This is a genomic window from Altererythrobacter sp. MTPC7 (assembly GCF_042851395.1).
Lineage (GTDB): Bacteria > Pseudomonadota > Alphaproteobacteria > Sphingomonadales > Sphingomonadaceae > CAJXSN01.
Genome location: NZ_BTGS01000009.1, coordinates 47,501 through 64,211, shown reverse-complemented (window position 1 = coordinate 64,211; position 16,711 = coordinate 47,501). Strand labels below are relative to the sequence as shown.

General features: G+C 66.7%; 15 protein-coding genes. 10 read left to right on the top strand and 5 right to left on the bottom strand.

Annotated elements, in window-relative coordinates:
* Positions 1 to 11: 11 nt before the first annotated feature.
* Positions 12 to 272 carry a hypothetical protein gene (locus ACGHJ7_RS09590; RefSeq protein WP_390476750.1) on the bottom strand — a complete coding sequence of 87 codons (261 nt, stop codon included), beginning with the start codon at positions 270 to 272 and terminating at the stop codon, positions 12 to 14.
* A 105-nt stretch (positions 273 to 377) separates the two neighbouring features.
* On the opposite strand from ACGHJ7_RS09590, the gene ACGHJ7_RS09585 reads away from it, so the two are divergent.
* A complete protein-coding gene (locus tag ACGHJ7_RS09585; protein WP_390476747.1) occupies positions 378 to 2,270 on the top strand; it encodes an ABC-F family ATP-binding cassette domain-containing protein in 1,893 nt (630 codons plus the stop codon).
* A 48-nt stretch (positions 2,271 to 2,318) separates the two neighbouring features.
* Here the strand turns inward: ACGHJ7_RS09585 and ACGHJ7_RS09580 are convergent, their stop codons facing one another.
* The 3 genes from ACGHJ7_RS09580 to ACGHJ7_RS09570 all read right to left on the bottom strand — a co-directional run bounded on the left by ACGHJ7_RS09580 (position 2,319) and on the right by ACGHJ7_RS09570 (position 4,762).
* Positions 2,319 to 2,999, bottom strand: coding sequence for a flavin reductase family protein (locus tag ACGHJ7_RS09580; protein ID WP_390476744.1), 681 nt, complete (start codon positions 2,997 to 2,999; stop codon positions 2,319 to 2,321).
* A 66-nt stretch (positions 3,000 to 3,065) separates the two neighbouring features.
* Positions 3,066 to 3,848, bottom strand: coding sequence for an enoyl-CoA hydratase-related protein (locus tag ACGHJ7_RS09575; RefSeq protein WP_390476742.1), 783 nt, complete (start codon positions 3,846 to 3,848; stop codon positions 3,066 to 3,068).
* A gap of 113 nt (positions 3,849 to 3,961) precedes the next feature.
* Positions 3,962 to 4,762: a crotonase/enoyl-CoA hydratase family protein gene (locus ACGHJ7_RS09570; protein WP_390476916.1), complete on the bottom strand. Its 801-nt coding sequence runs from the start codon at positions 4,760 to 4,762 to the stop codon at positions 3,962 to 3,964.
* Between the two features lie 44 nt (positions 4,763 to 4,806).
* Between ACGHJ7_RS09570 and ACGHJ7_RS09565 the strand changes: the two genes are divergently transcribed.
* From ACGHJ7_RS09565 to ACGHJ7_RS09545, 5 genes are all read left to right on the top strand, one after another.
* Entirely contained in the window at positions 4,807 to 5,985 is a 1,179-nt protein-coding gene (locus tag ACGHJ7_RS09565; protein ID WP_390476739.1) for an acyl-CoA dehydrogenase family protein, read from the top strand.
* Positions 5,986 to 5,995: 10 nt separating this feature from the next.
* Entirely contained in the window at positions 5,996 to 6,766 is a 771-nt protein-coding gene (locus ACGHJ7_RS09560; RefSeq protein ID WP_390476737.1) for an acyl-CoA dehydrogenase family protein, read from the top strand.
* 92 nt (positions 6,767 to 6,858) lie between these two features.
* Positions 6,859 to 9,570: an ATP-binding protein gene (locus ACGHJ7_RS09555; protein WP_390476734.1), complete on the top strand. Its 2,712-nt coding sequence runs from the start codon at positions 6,859 to 6,861 to the stop codon at positions 9,568 to 9,570.
* The gene (locus tag ACGHJ7_RS09550) at positions 9,571 to 10,818 is read left to right on the top strand and encodes a histidine kinase dimerization/phospho-acceptor domain-containing protein (RefSeq protein ID WP_390476732.1); all 1,248 of its coding nucleotides are present in this window, start codon (positions 9,571 to 9,573) and stop codon (positions 10,816 to 10,818) included.
* On the top strand, positions 10,819 to 11,637 hold the full coding sequence (locus ACGHJ7_RS09545) for a response regulator (RefSeq protein ID WP_390476913.1): 819 nt from the start codon (positions 10,819 to 10,821) through the stop codon (positions 11,635 to 11,637).
* Between the two features lie 40 nt (positions 11,638 to 11,677).
* Here the strand turns inward: ACGHJ7_RS09545 and ACGHJ7_RS09540 are convergent, their stop codons facing one another.
* Positions 11,678 to 13,108: a WecB/TagA/CpsF family glycosyltransferase gene (locus tag ACGHJ7_RS09540; RefSeq protein ID WP_390476730.1), complete on the bottom strand. Its 1,431-nt coding sequence runs from the start codon at positions 13,106 to 13,108 to the stop codon at positions 11,678 to 11,680.
* Between the two features lie 284 nt (positions 13,109 to 13,392).
* On the opposite strand from ACGHJ7_RS09540, the gene ACGHJ7_RS09535 reads away from it, so the two are divergent.
* The 4 genes from ACGHJ7_RS09535 to ACGHJ7_RS09520 are packed head-to-tail and all read left to right on the top strand — an operon-like array spanning position 13,393 to position 16,703.
* The gene (locus tag ACGHJ7_RS09535) at positions 13,393 to 13,920 is read left to right on the top strand and encodes a hypothetical protein (protein WP_390476727.1); all 528 of its coding nucleotides are present in this window, start codon (positions 13,393 to 13,395) and stop codon (positions 13,918 to 13,920) included.
* Positions 13,866 to 14,687, top strand: coding sequence for an oligosaccharide flippase family protein (locus tag ACGHJ7_RS09530; RefSeq protein ID WP_390476724.1), 822 nt, complete (start codon positions 13,866 to 13,868; stop codon positions 14,685 to 14,687). The genes ACGHJ7_RS09535 and ACGHJ7_RS09530 overlap by 55 nt, the downstream gene beginning before the upstream one ends.
* 2 nt (positions 14,688 to 14,689) lie before the next feature.
* Positions 14,690 to 15,625, top strand: a complete 936-nt coding sequence (locus ACGHJ7_RS09525; RefSeq protein ID WP_390476722.1) for a glycosyltransferase family 2 protein — start codon at positions 14,690 to 14,692, stop codon at positions 15,623 to 15,625.
* 40 nt (positions 15,626 to 15,665) lie between these two features.
* Positions 15,666 to 16,703, top strand: a complete 1,038-nt coding sequence (locus tag ACGHJ7_RS09520) for a glycosyltransferase family 2 protein (RefSeq protein ID WP_390476719.1) — start codon at positions 15,666 to 15,668, stop codon at positions 16,701 to 16,703.
* Positions 16,704 to 16,711 lie beyond the last annotated feature (8 nt).

Below are 16,711 nucleotides of genomic sequence, written 5' to 3'. Positions count from 1 at the left end.
GGGCAGCGGGCTCACGTGCCGCCCGCAGCGATGGCGATGTCCATGAAATTGCGCGCAGCCTCGCGGTCGGCCTCGTCCTCGAATGCGACGTCGAGGTCGGGCGCGGCGTCCAGCATGTAAAGCAGGCTCCACAGGGCGAAGCGATTGGCGCGGTCTTTCTCCATGCCCAGATCGACCAGCATCCGGTCGGTCGCGGCGGGGATGGCATCGACCTTTACCTGGGCGAGGTCGGTCGTGCCGAAATAGCGCAGCAGCAGGTTTTCCATGTCCATGCCTGAGCCGCTAGACCGGGCGGGGCCGCTTGCAAAGGAGAACAGTACGCGGATTCGCGCCATATTCGATTGGGAAGACCCGCGCGGCTTGCTAGGGGCGCGGCCATGCTGACGATCGACGATATCACCGTGCGGCTGGGCGGGCGGCCCATCCTCGAACGCGCAAGCGCCGCCATCCCGGTGGGCGCGCGCGTCGGGCTGATCGGACGCAACGGGGCGGGCAAGTCTACCCTGATGAAGACCCTGATCGGCGAGATCGAACCCGATGCGGGCGAGATCGCCAAGGGTTCGCGCGTGAAGCTGGGCTATATCGCGCAGGAAGCGCCCGCCGGATCGCTGACGCCCGAAGAAGCGGTTCTGGCTGCCGATACGGAACGTGCCGCGCTGCTGGAGGAATCGGAAACCTGCACCGACATGGACCGTCTGGGCGACGTGCACGAGCGCCTGCTCGCCATCGATGCCTACAGCGCGCCGTCGCGTGCCGCGCGCATCCTGACCGGGCTGGGCTTCGACGAGGACATGCAGAAGCGTCCGCTCGACACGTTCTCGGGCGGCTGGAAGATGCGCGTCGCACTGGGGGCGCTGCTGTTCTCCCAGCCCGATGTGCTGCTGCTGGACGAACCGTCCAACCATCTCGACCTCGAAGCAACGTTGTGGCTGGAAAACTTCCTGAAGAGCTATCCCGCCACGCTGCTGCTCATCAGCCACGAGCGCGACCTCCTGAACAAGGTCGTCGATCACATCCTGCACCTGCAGGGCGGGCAGCTGACACTCTATCCCGGCGGGTATGACAGCTTCGAGAAGCAGCGGGCCGAACGGGCGGCGCAGCTGGCCAGCGCCAAGGCCGCGCAGGACGCGCAGCGGGCCAGGCTGCAGGATTACGTCGCGCGCAACAGCGCCCGCGCCTCCACCGCGCGGCAGGCCCAGTCGCGGGCCAAGATGCTGGAGAAGATGCAGCCCATCGCCGCGCTGATGGAAGACCCCTCGCTCAGTTTCTCCTTCCCCGATCCCGCCGAGCTGAAACCGCCGATGATCACGATGGACATGGCCGCCGTCGGCTATGCGGAGGATACGCCTATCCTTCGCCGGATGAACTTGCGGATCGAGCCCGATGACCGGATCGCGCTGCTGGGCCGCAACGGCAACGGCAAGACGACGCTCGCCCGCCTGCTGGCAGCGCAGCTTCCCGCGATGGAAGGCGCGGTCAATGCGCCCGGCAAGATGAAGGTCGGCTATTTCACGCAGTACCAGGTGGAAGAACTGGACGGCGACGACACGCCGCTGGAACACATGACCCGCGCGATGGAAGGGCAGTCGCCCGGCGCGGTGCGCGCGCAGCTGGGCCGGTTCGGGTTCTCCGGCAACCGCGCGACGCAGGAAGTGGGCAAGCTGTCGGGCGGGGAGCGGGCGCGGCTGGCGCTGGCGCTCATCACCCGGGATGCGCCGCACCTGCTGATCCTGGACGAGCCGACCAACCACCTGGACGTCGATGCCCGCGAGGCGCTGGTGCAGGCGCTGAACGAATATACAGGCGCGGTCATCCTGATCAGCCATGACCGCCACATGGTCGAATTGACCGCGGACCGGTTGGTGCTGGTGGACGAGGGCACGGCGCAGGAATTTCCCGGCAGCATGGAAGATTATATCGACTTCGTGCTGGGCGGTTCGCCGCCTCGCAAGGATACGGACGCCGCCAGCGGGAAAGGCGCGAAGAAGGCGAACCGCGGGCGGGGCGGCCTGTCCGCAAAGGAGAAGGCGAAGCTGCGCAGCCTGCGCGCGGATCTGGCCAGGACCGAACAGGACATGGCCAAGCTGGAGAAAGAGCGCACCGCCGTCGACCGCGCGATGTACGAACCGGCAAGCTCTGACCCAAGGCTGGCCTACCAGCCGATGAGCGAATTGCTCTCGCTCCGCGCAAAGATCACCGAGCGGCTGGAAAAGGCGGAGGCACGGTGGATGGAACTGGGCGAGACGATCGAGCAACTCTCGGCGGGCTAGCCGGGTCAGCTCCTCCGCGATCAGGCCAGGGAAGTCAGGCCATGTAAGTCAGGTCAGCGCGCGCAGGACCTTCAGCGCGGCATCCAGATCGCCTTGCGCAAAATTGCCTGAAAGCGGGCCGGTCAGGGCCTGCTCGACCATTCCGGCCGCCAGGGCCAGTCGCTGGGCTTCGGTCTCGTCGGGCGAGCCTGCGCGCGGGCGGTGGTCCGCATAGCGCCCCCCGTGGAACAGCAGCGGCGCCTCGTCGCGCGCTTCGAAATCCACCACTTCGCCGACCATGATCACGTGGTCGCCGCCATCGTAGAGATGGCGCGTGGTGCATTCGAAAAGCGCCGCGTGCTCCGCGAAGACCGGGGAGCCGAGGCGGCCGGGGGTCCACGGGACGCCGCTGAACTTGTCCGCGCCGCGCCGCGCAAACCGGTTCGACAGCTCTTCCTGCGAGGCGGCCAGCACGTGGATAGCGAAATGACCGCTTTCGTCGAAGGCGGCGCGCGACTGGCTGTCCTTGGCCAGCGACCAGAGGACCAGCGGCGGGGCCAGGCTGACGGAATTGAAACTGCTGGCGGTGACACCGACCGGCTGCCCTTCCGCATCCAGCGTGGTCGCGATGGTGACCCCGGTGGCGAAAGAGCCCAGCGCTTCCCGGAAAGCGTCGCGATGGCCATCGTCCATCGAGGGCGCCAAGCCGGACTGCGTGCTGCGATTGTCGTGGGAAGGAGAGCTGCTCACCTGTCCGCATCTATGCGCACAGGCGGCAGCCTTCAACTCATTCGTCCACGCGGACCTGCCGCCTGCCTACTTGCCGGTGAATTGCGGCTTCTGCTTGTTCAGGAACGACGCTGCGCCAACCATCGCGTCCTGCGTGCTGCCGGCGATGCGCTGGCCTGCGGCTTCTGCCGAGAGGGTGGAGGTGAAATCGGTTTCCAGTCCGCCGCGCAGGGTTTGCTTCATCTGGCCCAGCGCCACGGTGGGGCCATTGGCCAGCTTTTCCGCCAGTGCGTTCGCCTCACCCATCAGGGCATCGTCCTCGACGCATTTGTAGATCAGCCCGATACGCTCGGCCTCTTCGCCGTGGATGCGCTCGCCCAGCATCATCATCCGGCTTGCCTGCGCCAGGCCGACCAGACGCGGCAGCATCCAGCTGGACCCGCCATCGGGGACGAGGCCGATATTGACGAAGGCCTGCAGGAAATAGCCGCTCTTGCCCGCGATCACGAAGTCCGCTGCCAGCGCGATCGAGCAGCCTATGCCCGCCGCCGGACCCTGCACTGCGGCCACCACCGGGACGGGCAGGCCCGCGAGCAGTTCGACCATGGGGTTATAATGCTTCTGTAGGGCGGTGTAGGACCGTGCGCCGCCGGTGATGGCGCTGTCGGCGCTGGATGCGAGATCCGCCCCGGAACAAAAAGCACGGCCTTCCCCGCTCAACAGGACGGCGCGCGCGCCGTCGAGGTCGCGCAGAGCATCGAACAGCTCGTCCGCCATTTCCGGCGGGCAGGCATTCAGCCGGTCGGGCCGGTTGAGGGTGATCTTCAGGACCGGACCGTCCTGCTCGGTGCGCAAAGTGTTATAGGCCATCGCTCGCTCCTGTCTTGTTTTGTGCCGCTGCATTGCAGACACGCCGCATCGCTGTCGAGACGCTGGCGCGGGGTTCCGTTACGGCACCCGCGACCCGCGCCTGGTAAAAAAGTTCAGCTGTCACGGAAGTCCGGTTTCCGCTTCTCCATGAAGGCGTCCACCGCCTCGTGGTGATCGTCCGTATGGTGGGCCAGCGCCTGGTAGGCGGCGCTCAGTTCCAGCAGGGGGCCCAGCTTCATGTCCTGCCCTTCGCGGAGCAGGCGCTTCGCCATGCGGGTGGAGTGACCGGGATTGACCGCGATCGCGCCTGCCACCTCGACGGCGCGTGGCAGGCATTCGTCATGCGGCACGCATTCGCTGATCAGCCCGAATTCCAGCGCCTTTGCCGCGTCGATGATCTCGCCGGTCAGTGTCATCTGCGTCGCACGCGCCATGCCGATCACGCGCGGCAGCAGCCATGCACCGCCATCGCCGGGGATGATGCCCAGCTTCACGAATGTCTCGCCGAAGATCGCTTTCTCGCTGCCGATACGGATGTCGGCCATGCAGGCTAGGTCCAGTCCGGCGCCGATGGCAGGTCCGTTGACCGCGGCGACCACCGGCACTTCCAGGTCGTACAGCGCCGCCGGGATCAGCTGGATGCCGGTGCGGTAGCGGTTGCGGATTTCGTAGGGGCTGCCCGCGAACATCCCCGATTTTCCGGCCATGTCTTTCACGTTGCCGCCCGCGCAAAAGGCGCTGCCCTCGCCGGTCAGGACGATGGCGCGCACGCTGCGGTCGCGGCTCATGTCGGCGCAGAACGCGGCGATTTCCTCGCTATGCGCGGTTTCCGAAATGGCGTTACGGGTGTCGGGGCGATTGAGGCTGGCGATGACGACGGGCCCATCGCGCTCTGTTTTCAGAAACGGTTCCATGGACGCTGTGCTAGGTTGCATGGCGGCCCCGCGTAAACCTAAATGTGCGGCAAGACTGCGGAGACGATGCCCTGTTCGACCAGATGATCCTTGCCGAAATACCGCCTGAAGACGAGGCGCTCCGCGAACGGGTGCGGGCGTTCGCGGCGGAGGCGGTGGCGGACATGACGCCGGCGCAGCGATCGCGTTCGTGGTCCGGCTTCGATGCGGACTTCAGCCGCAAGCTGGGGGAGGCAGGGCTGCTCGGCCTGACCCTGCCGATTGAATATGGCGGGGGAGGCCGAGGCCCTTTCGCGCGGTTCGTCGTGGTTGAGGAATTGCTGGTCGCGGGCGCACCGGTTGCCGCCCACTGGATCGCCGACCGGCAGAGCGCGCCGCTGATCCTGAATTTCGGGACAGAGGAACAGCGCCGCAAATACATCCCTGCCATCTGCCGCGGCGAATTGCTGTTCTGTATTGGGATGAGCGAGCCGGGCAGCGGATCGGACCTTGCCAGCGTGCGCACGCGCGCCGAACGCACCCAGGCCGGGTGGCGTCTCAACGGCCAGAAGATCTGGACCACCAATTCGATGCATTCGGACTACATGATCGCGCTGGTCCGCACATCGGGCACGGCAGACGACCGCCATCGCGGCCTGTCGCAGCTGATCGTGGACCTGAAAGCGCCCGGTGTGGATATCCGCCCGATCACCGACCTTGCCGGCGACGCGCATTTTGCGGAGGTTTTCTTCGAGGACGTGGACCTGCCGGCCGATGCTCTGATCGGGGAGGAAGGCGGCGGCTGGCAGCAGGTGGTCGCGGAACTCGCCTTCGAACGCAGCGGGCCGGAGCGGATCTATTCCAGCATCGTGCTGCTGGATGCGTGGCTGGCGCATTTGCGCCGCGTGCAGCGACGCGATCCGGCGACCCTGGCGCTGGTCGGCGGTTTCATGGCGAAGCTGGCGGCCCTGCGCGCCATGTCGCTCGCATGCACCGGGCAACTGGCGGCCGGGGAAAGCCCGGTGGTCGAGGCTTCGGTGGTGAAGGACCTGGGCACCGCCTTCGAACAGGCGCTGCCGATTGCCATCGGAGACGATCTGGCCGCCTATCCGGAAGAACCGGTGAGCGACGATTTTCGCGCGGCGCTGACCTATGTCACGCATATCGCGCCCAGCTTCTCCCTGCGGGGCGGGACCCGCGAAATCCTGCGCGGGATCATTGCGCGGGGTTTGGGCCTGAGATGAGGGGTCTGAGATGAGCGCGTCGGTGACAAACGAATATCTCGAACCGTTCGAACAGATGCTGGGCGAGCATTTCGCGCCCGCGCAGGTTCGCGCCATGGAGGCTGGCGAGGATACCGGGGCCATGCAGGCGGTCGAGGCGTCCGGCTTCCTCGATGCGCTGGTGGCGGAGAACGCGGGCGGAGCCGGGCTGGGCCTTGCCGATGTCGCGCCGCTGTGGATGGCGCTGGGACGCCATGCCGTGCCCGCCGGTATCGGCGAGGCGATGATCGAACGCGCGACCGGCGAGAACGAACCGGAGCGGCGCGAGAACGCGGCCGCGCTGCGTCACGCCGCCCTGATCGCGGGCGCCGCGGACAGGCTGCTGGCCATGGCGGTCGATCATGCGAACGAACGGGTCCAGTTCGGCAAGCCCATCGGCAAGCAGCAGGCGCTGCAGCAGCAACTGGCGGTCATGGCGCAGGACTGTGTCGCGATGCGGCTGGCGGTGGAACTGGCGGCGTCCAGCGGGTGGCCCGGGCGCGCGCAAGCGGCCATGGCAAAGACCGTCGCCGCAGAGGCCGCACCGCGCGTGGCGAACACCGCCCACGCCGTCTTCGGTGCGATCGGCATCAGCGCGGAACACGACCTCAATCTCTACACCCGCGCCATCCACCGCTGGAGGCTGGAAGGCGGGGCGCATACTTACTGGTCGCGCATGCTGGGCGAAGACGTCCTGTCCGCCGAAATGCCGGGCGATGCGTTTTCAAGTGTCGACTGGGTCCGCGCCCATTTGTTCGGGTAGGCTTTACGATCGGGCGTTCAACAATTGGTCGGGAAATGGCACTAGACTGCCTGAGGCGCGCATTTTCGAAGATGCCGCGATAGGAGTCTGTCTTGCGTTTCGGCCATCTCAGCACACGGGCGCTTGCGATCATCTTGCCGATCGGCCTGTTGTTGTTCGGCATTTCGACATGGGTCGCCTATGACGAGGCGCGCAGCCGCGAGATCGGCTCCGCGCTTTCTGCACTGAGGGAAGATCGCACGCTGGCGGGCCGCGAATTGCAATCGCGCTTTGCCGAGATCGAGGCTGCCCAGCGGTCCGCCATCGACCGGATCGAGCGGGAACTTGCAGGCGGCGGCATAGCGGCTGCCGAGTTCGACCGCGTCATGCCGCAGGCGGCCGACGGAACCCGGCGCAGTGCAGATGCGCTGTGGAACGGTACGACGACTTCGCGCGGCCCGGTCCGCGGCTTCGGCGCTTTCATTTCGGACAGCGCGCTGGACGGGGGACGCCGCCAGACCCTGGGCGCGGCTTTTGCCACCATTGCCGGAATGGCGGATGGCCTGCCGCGGCGCAGTGTCGACAACCTCTATTTCTTCTCACCCGACAACGATCTCGTGATGTACGCGCCGGGCCGGTCCGACAGGCTGGAATTCTATCGCCGCGATGCACCGCCCTCGCTCGATTTCCAGGACGAGGAATTCACCCGGATCGTCCAGCCGGGCAGCAATCCCGAAGGGGCCATGCGCTGCACCAGCCTGCAGCCAATCCTCTACGACGAAAGCCGCACGACATGGACGACCGGCTGCATGACCCCGGTGCGAACCGGCGGGCGGCAGCTGGGTGCGTTCGGGACGAGCGTCGTGCTCGATTCGCTGTTCGAGGAAGGGATCGCGGCGTCGCGCGCCGATGTCGAACGAATTATCGCGACCGCCGACGGGCAGCTCATCCTCCATCCGCGTTACACCCTGCAATCGAGCGCGCGCACCGGCAAATTCCTGGACCTGACCGCAACGCGGGAAAAGGAACTGGCGGCGATCTGGCAGACAATTTCGCAGCTGGAGGAGGGCAGCGAGGCCGCCTTCGTTCAAGGCGCCGATCTCTATATCTCGGCCGAACGGCTGCAGCGCCCCGACTGGTACGTCATCTCCGCAACGCCTGCCGCCAGCGTGCGCGATGCCGCCTTCGCCTCGGCCCGGCCCGTATTGATGGCGGGGTTGGCGACGACCGCCATTTTCGCGCTGCTGGTCATCTGGTTCGTACGCACGCGCATCGCGTCACCGCTGGAGCGTCTTGCCGGACGGGCCGATGCCATTGCCTTTGCCGACCGCGATGCCGCGGGACCGGCGGATGGCGAAGGCGACGAGATCGCCCGGCTCGACCGTGCCTTCGACGACATGGAAAGCCGTGTGACCCGGGAACGCCTGCGGCTGACGCAATCCTTCGATTTGCTGGTCGATTCGCTGGAAGAGCACGCAGTCCTGCTGCTGGATGCGGAAGGGCGGATCACGCGGGCCAACCGCGCCGCGACGCAGGTCTATGGCTGGGACGCATCGAGCGATCTCGGTCTCGCGCAGGTGTGGGCACAGGTCGGGGAGCCGGAGGGCGGCCGAGGAGGCCAGGCAGGCAGTGCGGCAGCCACGCTCATGGCGCGCGAACTGCTGGCACAGGTGGCGCAGGAAGGCCGGGTCTCGCGCTCCAACGAACTGCGCGACGGACAGGGCCGCGTCTTCTGGGCCGAAGAAGCCATCGAGGCGATTACCGACAATGCGGGCAAGCTGACCGGCTTTGCCTATATCGCGCGCGATATCAGTCAGCAGAAAGCTGCCGAGGACGCCTTGCTCGCAGCGCGGGACGATGCCCGCAATGCGGCGGAAAACCGCAAGATCCTGCTCGCGACGGTGAGCCATGAAATCCGCACGCCGATGACCGGTATCCTGGGAATGCTGGAACAGGTCCGGCAGGACAATTCGGCGCGCGCACGCGACCGGGCGCTGGCCACGATCGAGAATTCGGCAGAGGCGCTGATGCGCGTGCTGGACGATGTGCTGCGAACGGCGCGGGCCGAAAGCAATGCTGTCCAGCTGGAGGAGCGACCGTTCGATACGGCCGAAATGGTCCGCCGGGCGGGCGAGCTCTTCGAACCATTGGCGCGGCGCAAGGGCGTCGGCCTGGCGCTTGAGCCGGGGCCGCGCGAGATATTGCTGGGGGACGAGGCGCGGATCCAGCAGATCCTCGCCAATTTCCTGTCCAATGCCATCAAGTTCACCGCCAGCGGCGAAGTGCGCCTGGCGTGCGAGATCGTGCCGGTGGATGGTGACGACGTGCGCCTGCGCCTGTCCGTTACCGATACCGGCATCGGAATACCGGAAGACAGGCTGGATGCCCTGTTCACGCCGTTCGAACAGGTCGATGCCTCGACAGAGCGGCGTTTCGGCGGCACCGGGCTCGGGCTGTCCATCTGCCGGACTTATGCCCGCGCGATGGGCGGGGATGTCGATGTGACGAGCGTGGAGGGCGAGGGCAGCACTTTCATACTCGACCTGCCCGCACGGCGCGACCGGCGCGGCACCGCAAGGCTTCCGGGCACCGGGCTGACGGCGGCGATTGCCGGGGGCAGCGCCATTGCGCGGCTGGCGGCGGAGGCTGCGCTGGAGGAACTGGGCTGCCGGGTCTTGGGCGAGGGGGATGACGGACACGATCCCGACATTGTCATCTGCCTCGACGGGGCAGCGCCCGGTCCCGGTCATACCGGGGCGCGGGTCATCAAGCTTGGCGGCGTGCCCGATTCAGACATGATCGCGCGGGCGCTGGAGGACAGCTAGATGAAGATCGACACGTCCGGCACGCCGTCGCCGGAGCGGATGGCCGAGATACTCCAGCGCAAGCTGGCGCGCGCGGAAAAGGCCCTGGCCGAGGCGGAGCGTGCGCTAGAAGGCCGGATGCGGGAACTCGACAGCGCCAACCGCGAATTGCGCAAGAGCGAGGAAGAGCTCGTTCGCCGGCTGGAACTGCAGAACCAGCAATTGGTGAGCGCCCAGCGCACCGGCGGTTTCGCCACGATCCACGGCGGTCCGAGGGAGCCTTTCACCAGCTCTGTCCAGCTCAGCCATATCTTCGGCTATCCGCCGGACAGGCAGATGACGCCGGAGGATGTGGTTGCCCGCATCCACCCGCTCGATGCTCGGCGTATGATGGCGGAAACCAAGCGTTTCTATTCCGAACTGCCGCCCGACATCGACTATGAATTCGACCATCGCATCGTCCATCCGGAGACGGGGACGCGCTGGCTACGCTGGCATATGCGCCGCTCTACCGGGAAGGGCCGCACGGCTCGCGGTATCTATGGCTCGGTGCGTGACATTACCGAAATCCGCCAGAACGAGCGGACCGTGCGGATGCTGCAATTGCGTGCGGAACGGCGGGTGAAGGAGCTGGACCGCGTAACGCAGGACCTGGAGGTTGAAAGAACCCGCGCGGAGGACGCGCTGGCCGTCCGCACCCGCTTCCTGTCGACCATGGCCCATCAGTTCCGCACGCCCCTGGCGGCGCTGTCCGGCCTGATCGACCTGCTCGACGGGCGGGCCGAGGACGAGGCGCAGCAACGTATCCTGCACCTCGCCGAACATTCGCTGGAGCGGATCGGCGCGCTGGTGGAAGATGCCTTGGCCGAAGCGCAGGGCGGTTCCGATTCAACGACCCTGTTCGATGCGCCCCTGTCGCTCGCGCGCCTGTTCGAACAAAGCCGCCTCTTCTGGGACGAAGCCGGCGACGGGCAGGACTATACGATCAGCTGGGAGATCGCGCGCGAGCTGCCAGTCCGCGTCATCGGCGATGCCGTGCGGCTGCGCGAACTGGTCGACAATCTGTGCGGCTTTGCAGCGGGCGAAGGGCATGACGCGCTGCTGGCCGCGGGGTGGGCCGGTGGGCTCGATCTGACATTGCAGTCCGCGCGTATCGGATATGAAGTTGCAAGGGGGAGCGATCCCGCGCTCGATCCCCAGTTCCGCCGGGCCGTGGAACTTGCCCGGGCCATGGGCGGACAAGCGAAGGTCGATGGAGAGCGGCTGTAAATCTCACTCCCGCTGCCGGTCGCGGCCGATGGCGACGGGGGCGAGGCAGCCACGCTTCGCACCGGCGACGGGGACGCACCCTCCGTCCTGCTGGCCGAGGATACCGAGAGCAATCGGCAGATTATCGCTGCCCTGCTGGAGAAGCTGGGCTGCACGGTGCAGACCGTGACCAATGGTGCCGAAGCCGTGGACCTTGTGCGCCGCGAGGCATTCGACGCCGTGCTGATGGATGTGCAGATGCCGGTCATGGACGGCGAAACAGCCGTCCGCACCATCCGGTCGATGGAGGGGGACGTTTCGCGCACACCGGTCATCGGCATTACCGCACACAGCCTGCAGGAAGAGCGCGACCGCCTGCTGGCGGCGGGAATGTCCGCGTGCCTGTCGAAACCGGTGAAGCAGGGCGAGATCCGCGCGGCGCTGGCGACGGCGCTCGCCGCGGCATCGCAAGGGCGGGCAGGGCAACCGCCCTTCGACCTGGTGCGGTTCCGCGCCGCGTTCGAGGCGCTTCCTGCCCATTTCGGAGAGCGTTTCCTCGAAGCGGTGAAGAGCGATCTGCTATCCTACGGCGAGAAGCTGGAAGCTGCCATGCGCGGCGGCGATGGCGAGGCCGCAGACCGGCAGGCCCATGCGCTGAAGGGCGTCGCCGGGAATGTCGGCGCGATCCGGCTGCTTTCCGCGATCGAGGCGTTCCGGGCGCAATTGTCCGGCAGTTCGCCCGGCCGGGCGGACGACGGTGCGGACGACCTTGCCGAGGCGCTGCAGGAAACGCTGGCCGCCTGTGACGAGGCTTATGCGCTGGTGGTCGCCGGCCAGTGATGACCGGCGAGCACGCGCATTCCGGTTTCGCTTTTCCGGCTCAGTAGGCCCCGCGTCCGCCCAGCACGGCGGGGACGGTGCGTGCCAGCAGGGCAAGGTCGGCCATCAGGCTACGGCGGCGCAGATAGGCGACATCCATCGTCAGCTGCCGATCGAAGGGAATGTCGGCCCGTCCCGAAACCTGCCAGATGCAGGTCAGGCCCGGCTTTCCGCGCAGGCGGCGATAGGCGTTGGGGCGATAGGCAGCGACTTCGCTCGCCAAAGCCGGACGCGGCCCGACCAGCGACATATCGCCGCGCAGCACGTTGATAAGCTGCGGCAGCTCGTCGAACGAGAATCGCCGCAGGATGCGTCCGACACGCGTGATGCGGGGGTCGCGGGCGATCTTGAAGCAGATGCCGGATCGGTCCGACTGGCTCACCAGCGCTGCCCGGCGCGCTTCTGCATCGACATACATGCTGCGCAGCTTGAGCATGGCAAAGGGGCGGCCGTTTTCGCCGATCCGCATCTGGCGGAAGAAGACGGGACCACGGTCTTCCAGCTTGATGGCCAGCATGGCGAGAAGGAAGAGCGGTGCAAGCATTGCCAGGGCGAGCGCGGCGACGACGGCATCGACGCAGCGCTTGGTTGCCGCGAATACGGCGTCTCCCACGTGGCGGACATTCAGGGCATGGCGCAGGGCGTGTCCCATGAAGATTGCATTGCCGACGAGATAGCGGCTGGCGAGGCGGCGCGGCTCCATGGCGAGGCGCCACGCCCATTCGCAGCCCACCGCACGGACGAGGGCGGGGGCGCGGGCGATGCGGCCGGAATAGTAATCGAACAGGCCGCCCACGGCGAGGACGACCGGCACGTCGATCCGGCTGCGCAGGCGTTCGATCCATTTTTCCTGTAGCGGCACGCCGAACCCGACGAACAGGATCCGTGCGCCCGATGCTTTGATCCGTTCGATCAGGGCATCTTCTTCCGCAGCCCGGAAATAACCATCGGCCGTCCCGGCGATGCGCAGGCCCTGATTGGCCGATACCATCGTGGCCCCGGCGCGCATGGCGATGCCCGGACGTCCGCCGAGGAGGAAGATGGGATCGCCCGTCTCGCTCGCGCGCTTGCAGATCTCGGGAAAAAGGTCGGTGCCGTTCAGATTGTCGTCGAAGCTGCGCCCGGCAAGCCTTGCCGCGATCCGCATGCCGCTGCCATCGGGCAGGATCATGTCGCTTGCCTCCAGCGCGCGGCGGTAGCCGGCATCGCGCTGGGCGACATTGATGCAATGCGCATTGGCGAAACTGACGGTCAGGCGCTGTCCGGCAGAGGCGGCGGCGACGATGCCCTGCGCCATGGCGCTGCGCGTGCGGCAGGCGATGGGCAAGCCGAAAAGGTCGGTCGTCCGGTGCTCGCCGCCCCGGGCAAGACGGGCAGCGAGGCCATGTTCGGGATAAAGGTTGGCGGTGCCGAGGGCGGGATCGAATTTCATGAGCTGGGCTCCGTTTGCGTTGAGCCCGTCACACAGCATCGGCTGTGCCAGATTGCCTAAATCGTTCTAATTACGTCGCTTTTTGCCCCTTTGACCTGATCGCCAAACCGTTCGCGACAGCGTTTTCGCAAATTGCGAGACGCAAAGCGGGAAAACACTCCTCACCTCTTCCCAAAATGCGAAATTTGCGATCCTCTCTTCGGTAGCACTGCATGGATCGGACGAAGAAACCGCGCATTTCCTGCAATCCAGCGAATTGGCACGCAAATTGAAACGAGGGCCGCATGACCATGCAACCTCGCCCTTATCCCTTTGCAATTCGCAGCCTCACCGTGCCGCCGGGCCTGCAGCCGATCCTGCGCGGGGTGGCGGGGTATGCTTCGGCGGAACTCGCCAACCGGGTCGTTCGCCTGCTCGCCATCCTGGTCATCGCGCGTCACACGGATGCGGCGATGCTGGGAACGGCGGCGCTGGCCCTGTCCCTGTTCGAACTCGTCCGGGTGCTCGCCAATGTCGGGATCGGCCAGCGGATCATCGTCGCTCACGACGCGGAGCTGGAGGCAATCTGCCGCACCGCGCTTCGGCTCTTCATCCTGCTGTGCGCGGGGGTCGCGCTTTTCCAGCTGGGCGTTGCAGGCATACTGGCTGTCATCTTCGGCCACCGCGAGGCAGGCACGATGCTGGCCGTGCTGGCCGGCGTCTATTCCTTCATGCCCGCCGGGCTGGTGCAGATACACCTGGCGCGCGCGAGCGCAGGTTGGCTACGACTGCGCGTATTGCCGCGACGCAGGCGATTGCCGATCACCTGCTGACCATGGCGCTCGTCGTCATCTGGCCGTCGGCATGGGCCATCGTCCTGCCCAAGCTGCTGACTGCGCCGCTGTGGACCGTCCTCGCACGCCGCGCCCGCCCCTGGAAGCCGCGCCGCGATGTCGCCCCGGCGCCTGCCGCGCAGTTCCGCACCTTCTTCGTGGGCGTGTTCGGCAGCGAAGCGATGATCGCCCTGCGCGGCCAGGCGGACAAGCTGGTGATCGGTGCGGTTCTGGGGGTGAAGGCGCTGGGCATTTACTACTTCGCCTTTGGCGCCGGGCTCGGCATCGCGCAGTCGCTGGTCACCGCATTCGGTATTGTCCTGTTCCCCAATCTCGCAGCCGAAGGCGATGCGGGCGAGCGTTCTGCAAGGATGCGCGCAGCCACGCTCGCCGGTCTCGCCTGCATCGTTCCCTTCGCGCTGTTCCAGGCCGTGGCCGCGCCGTTCTACGTCCCGCTCGTCTTCGGCGAGCAGTGGGCTGAGGCTGCCCACTACGTCGCGCTGCTTTCCCTTGCCGCGATACCCCTGTTCCTGGCGGCGGCCATCGGTGCCCATCTGCGCGCAGGCGGCAAGCCGGGCCGCGAGGCAGCGCTGTCGGCTGCGGCCACCGGTGCGGCGCTCGGCGGTCTCGCCATCGGCGCGCAGCTGTCCCTCTTCGCCGCGTGCGCCGGATATGCCGCCGGGCTCGCCCTCGTCCTCTTCCCCGCGGCGGCGCGGTCACTCCTGCCGCGCCGCCAAACCCTTCACCCCGCCCGAAAGGAAGCCTGACCATGACCTGCAAAGCGCCCGCCTTCTCCGTCGTCATCCCGGTCTACAATGCCGCCGCCACGATCGAGGCCACCATTGCCAGCGTGCTGGCGCAGGACTGCCGGGATTTCGAGATCGTGCTGGTCGACGACGGCTCGACGGATGAAAGCCTATCCGTCCTGCGGGCGCTGGCCTGCCGGCACGACTGCATTCGCTTTGTCTCGCAGTCCAATTCCGGAGTCTCGGCCGCGCGCAATCTGGGCGCTTCGCTGGCGCGCGGGACATTCCTCGCCTTCCTCGATGCGGACGATACGTGGGAAGGGGACAAGCTGTCGGCCCATGCAGAGCTGCATGCTGCAGGCCCGCGCATCGATGCCAGCTTCGGCAGGATCGCCTTCTGCGAGGCGCAGCCGGGCAAGCGGCTGGTCCCGCAGGTTTTCAGCACGGTCACCGCCGGTGCGAACACGCTGGACAGCGTGATCGCGGAAAATCCCGTCTGTTCCTCCTCCAACCTGCTGGTCCGCCGCACGGCGTTCGAAGCCATTGGCGGCTTTCGCGAAGGGATGCACCATGCAGAGGACCAGGAATTTATCGCCCGCCTGGTGGCTGCCGGACATGGCCTGCACGGCATTGACCGCCACCTCGTCAATTACCGGATGAGCGCGGACGGCCTCTCCGCCAACCTTGCCGCCATGCACGATGGCTGGCGCGCTCTTGCCGCACCCTATGCCGCGCAGGTGGACCTGCGGGCGGCAGAGGCGGTCTATTGCCGCTACCTCGCCCGTCGCGCGCTCAGGACCGGGGGCCCCGCACGCGAAGCGCTGGGCTACGCCGCGATGGGCCTGCGCAGCGATGCCGCGCGCTTCCTCGCCGATCGCCGCCGCGGCGTGCTGACGCTGGTGTCCGCCGTCGCCGCTCTCGCCATGCCGGGCGGCCTGCGCCGCCGTGTTTTTGCCTGAACCCCGATCCCAACCCGCTTTTCACCGGAAGGACCCTGCCATGATCACCGCCATCCCCACCGGAATTCCCACCGCCACCATCGTGTCCGCCCCCCGCATGTCGGTCGTCATGCCGGTCTACAATGTCGAGAAATATGTCGCGCAGGCCATCGAGTCCGTGCTGGCCCAGACGTTCGAGGATTTCGAGCTGATCATCGTCGACGATGGCGGGACAGATGGATCGATGGAGATCTGTCGCAGTTACGACGATCCGCGTATCCGGATCATCAGCCAGCGCAATCGCGGCCTGCCGGGCGCGCGCAATACCGGCATCGCCGCGGTCCGCTCCCCCTTCGTGGCGCTGCTCGATTCCGACGATGTCTTCCATCCCGACAAGCTGCTGATGCACTTCGTCCACCTGTCGGCCAATCCGCATATCGGCATCAGCTTTGCCGGGTCGCGCATGATCGACCACGAAGGCGCGGTCATGAGCGTCGCCATGCGGCCCAAGCTGACCGGCATCACCCCGGCCGATATCTTCTGCCGCAACCCGGTCGGCAATGGCAGCGCTGCGGTCATGCGGATGTCGGCCATCGATCTCGCCGCCTTTTCCACGCCCGGCGAGCCTGATCGCCTCTGCTGGTTCGACGAACGTTTCCGCCAGTCGGAAGACATCGAGTTCTGGACCCGCTGCGCGGTCCAGCATGGCATTGCGTTCGAAGGGATCGAGGGGATGCTGACCGATTATCGCATCGTCGGCGGCGCCTTGTCGGCCAATATCGTGAACCAGTATGTCAGTTGGCAATACATGGTGCAGAAGCTGTCCTCGCTCGCCCCCGAATTCGTCGAGAAGCACGGGGCACAGGCGCGCGCGTTCCAGCTGCGGTATCTCGCGCGGCGGGCGGTCCAGTTGGGCGATATTGCCTTTGCCCGCGATCTGCTGCGTAATGCGCTGAAGAACGACTGGCACATTGCCACGCGCGAACCGAAGAAGACACTCGCCACGCTGGCGGCCGTTGCTGCAGGCACCATGCTGGGACGCCGTGCCTTCACGTCGCTGATGGCGCGGCACCTGCGGGGCGCAGCTGGCCCCGCATGAGAGGGAGC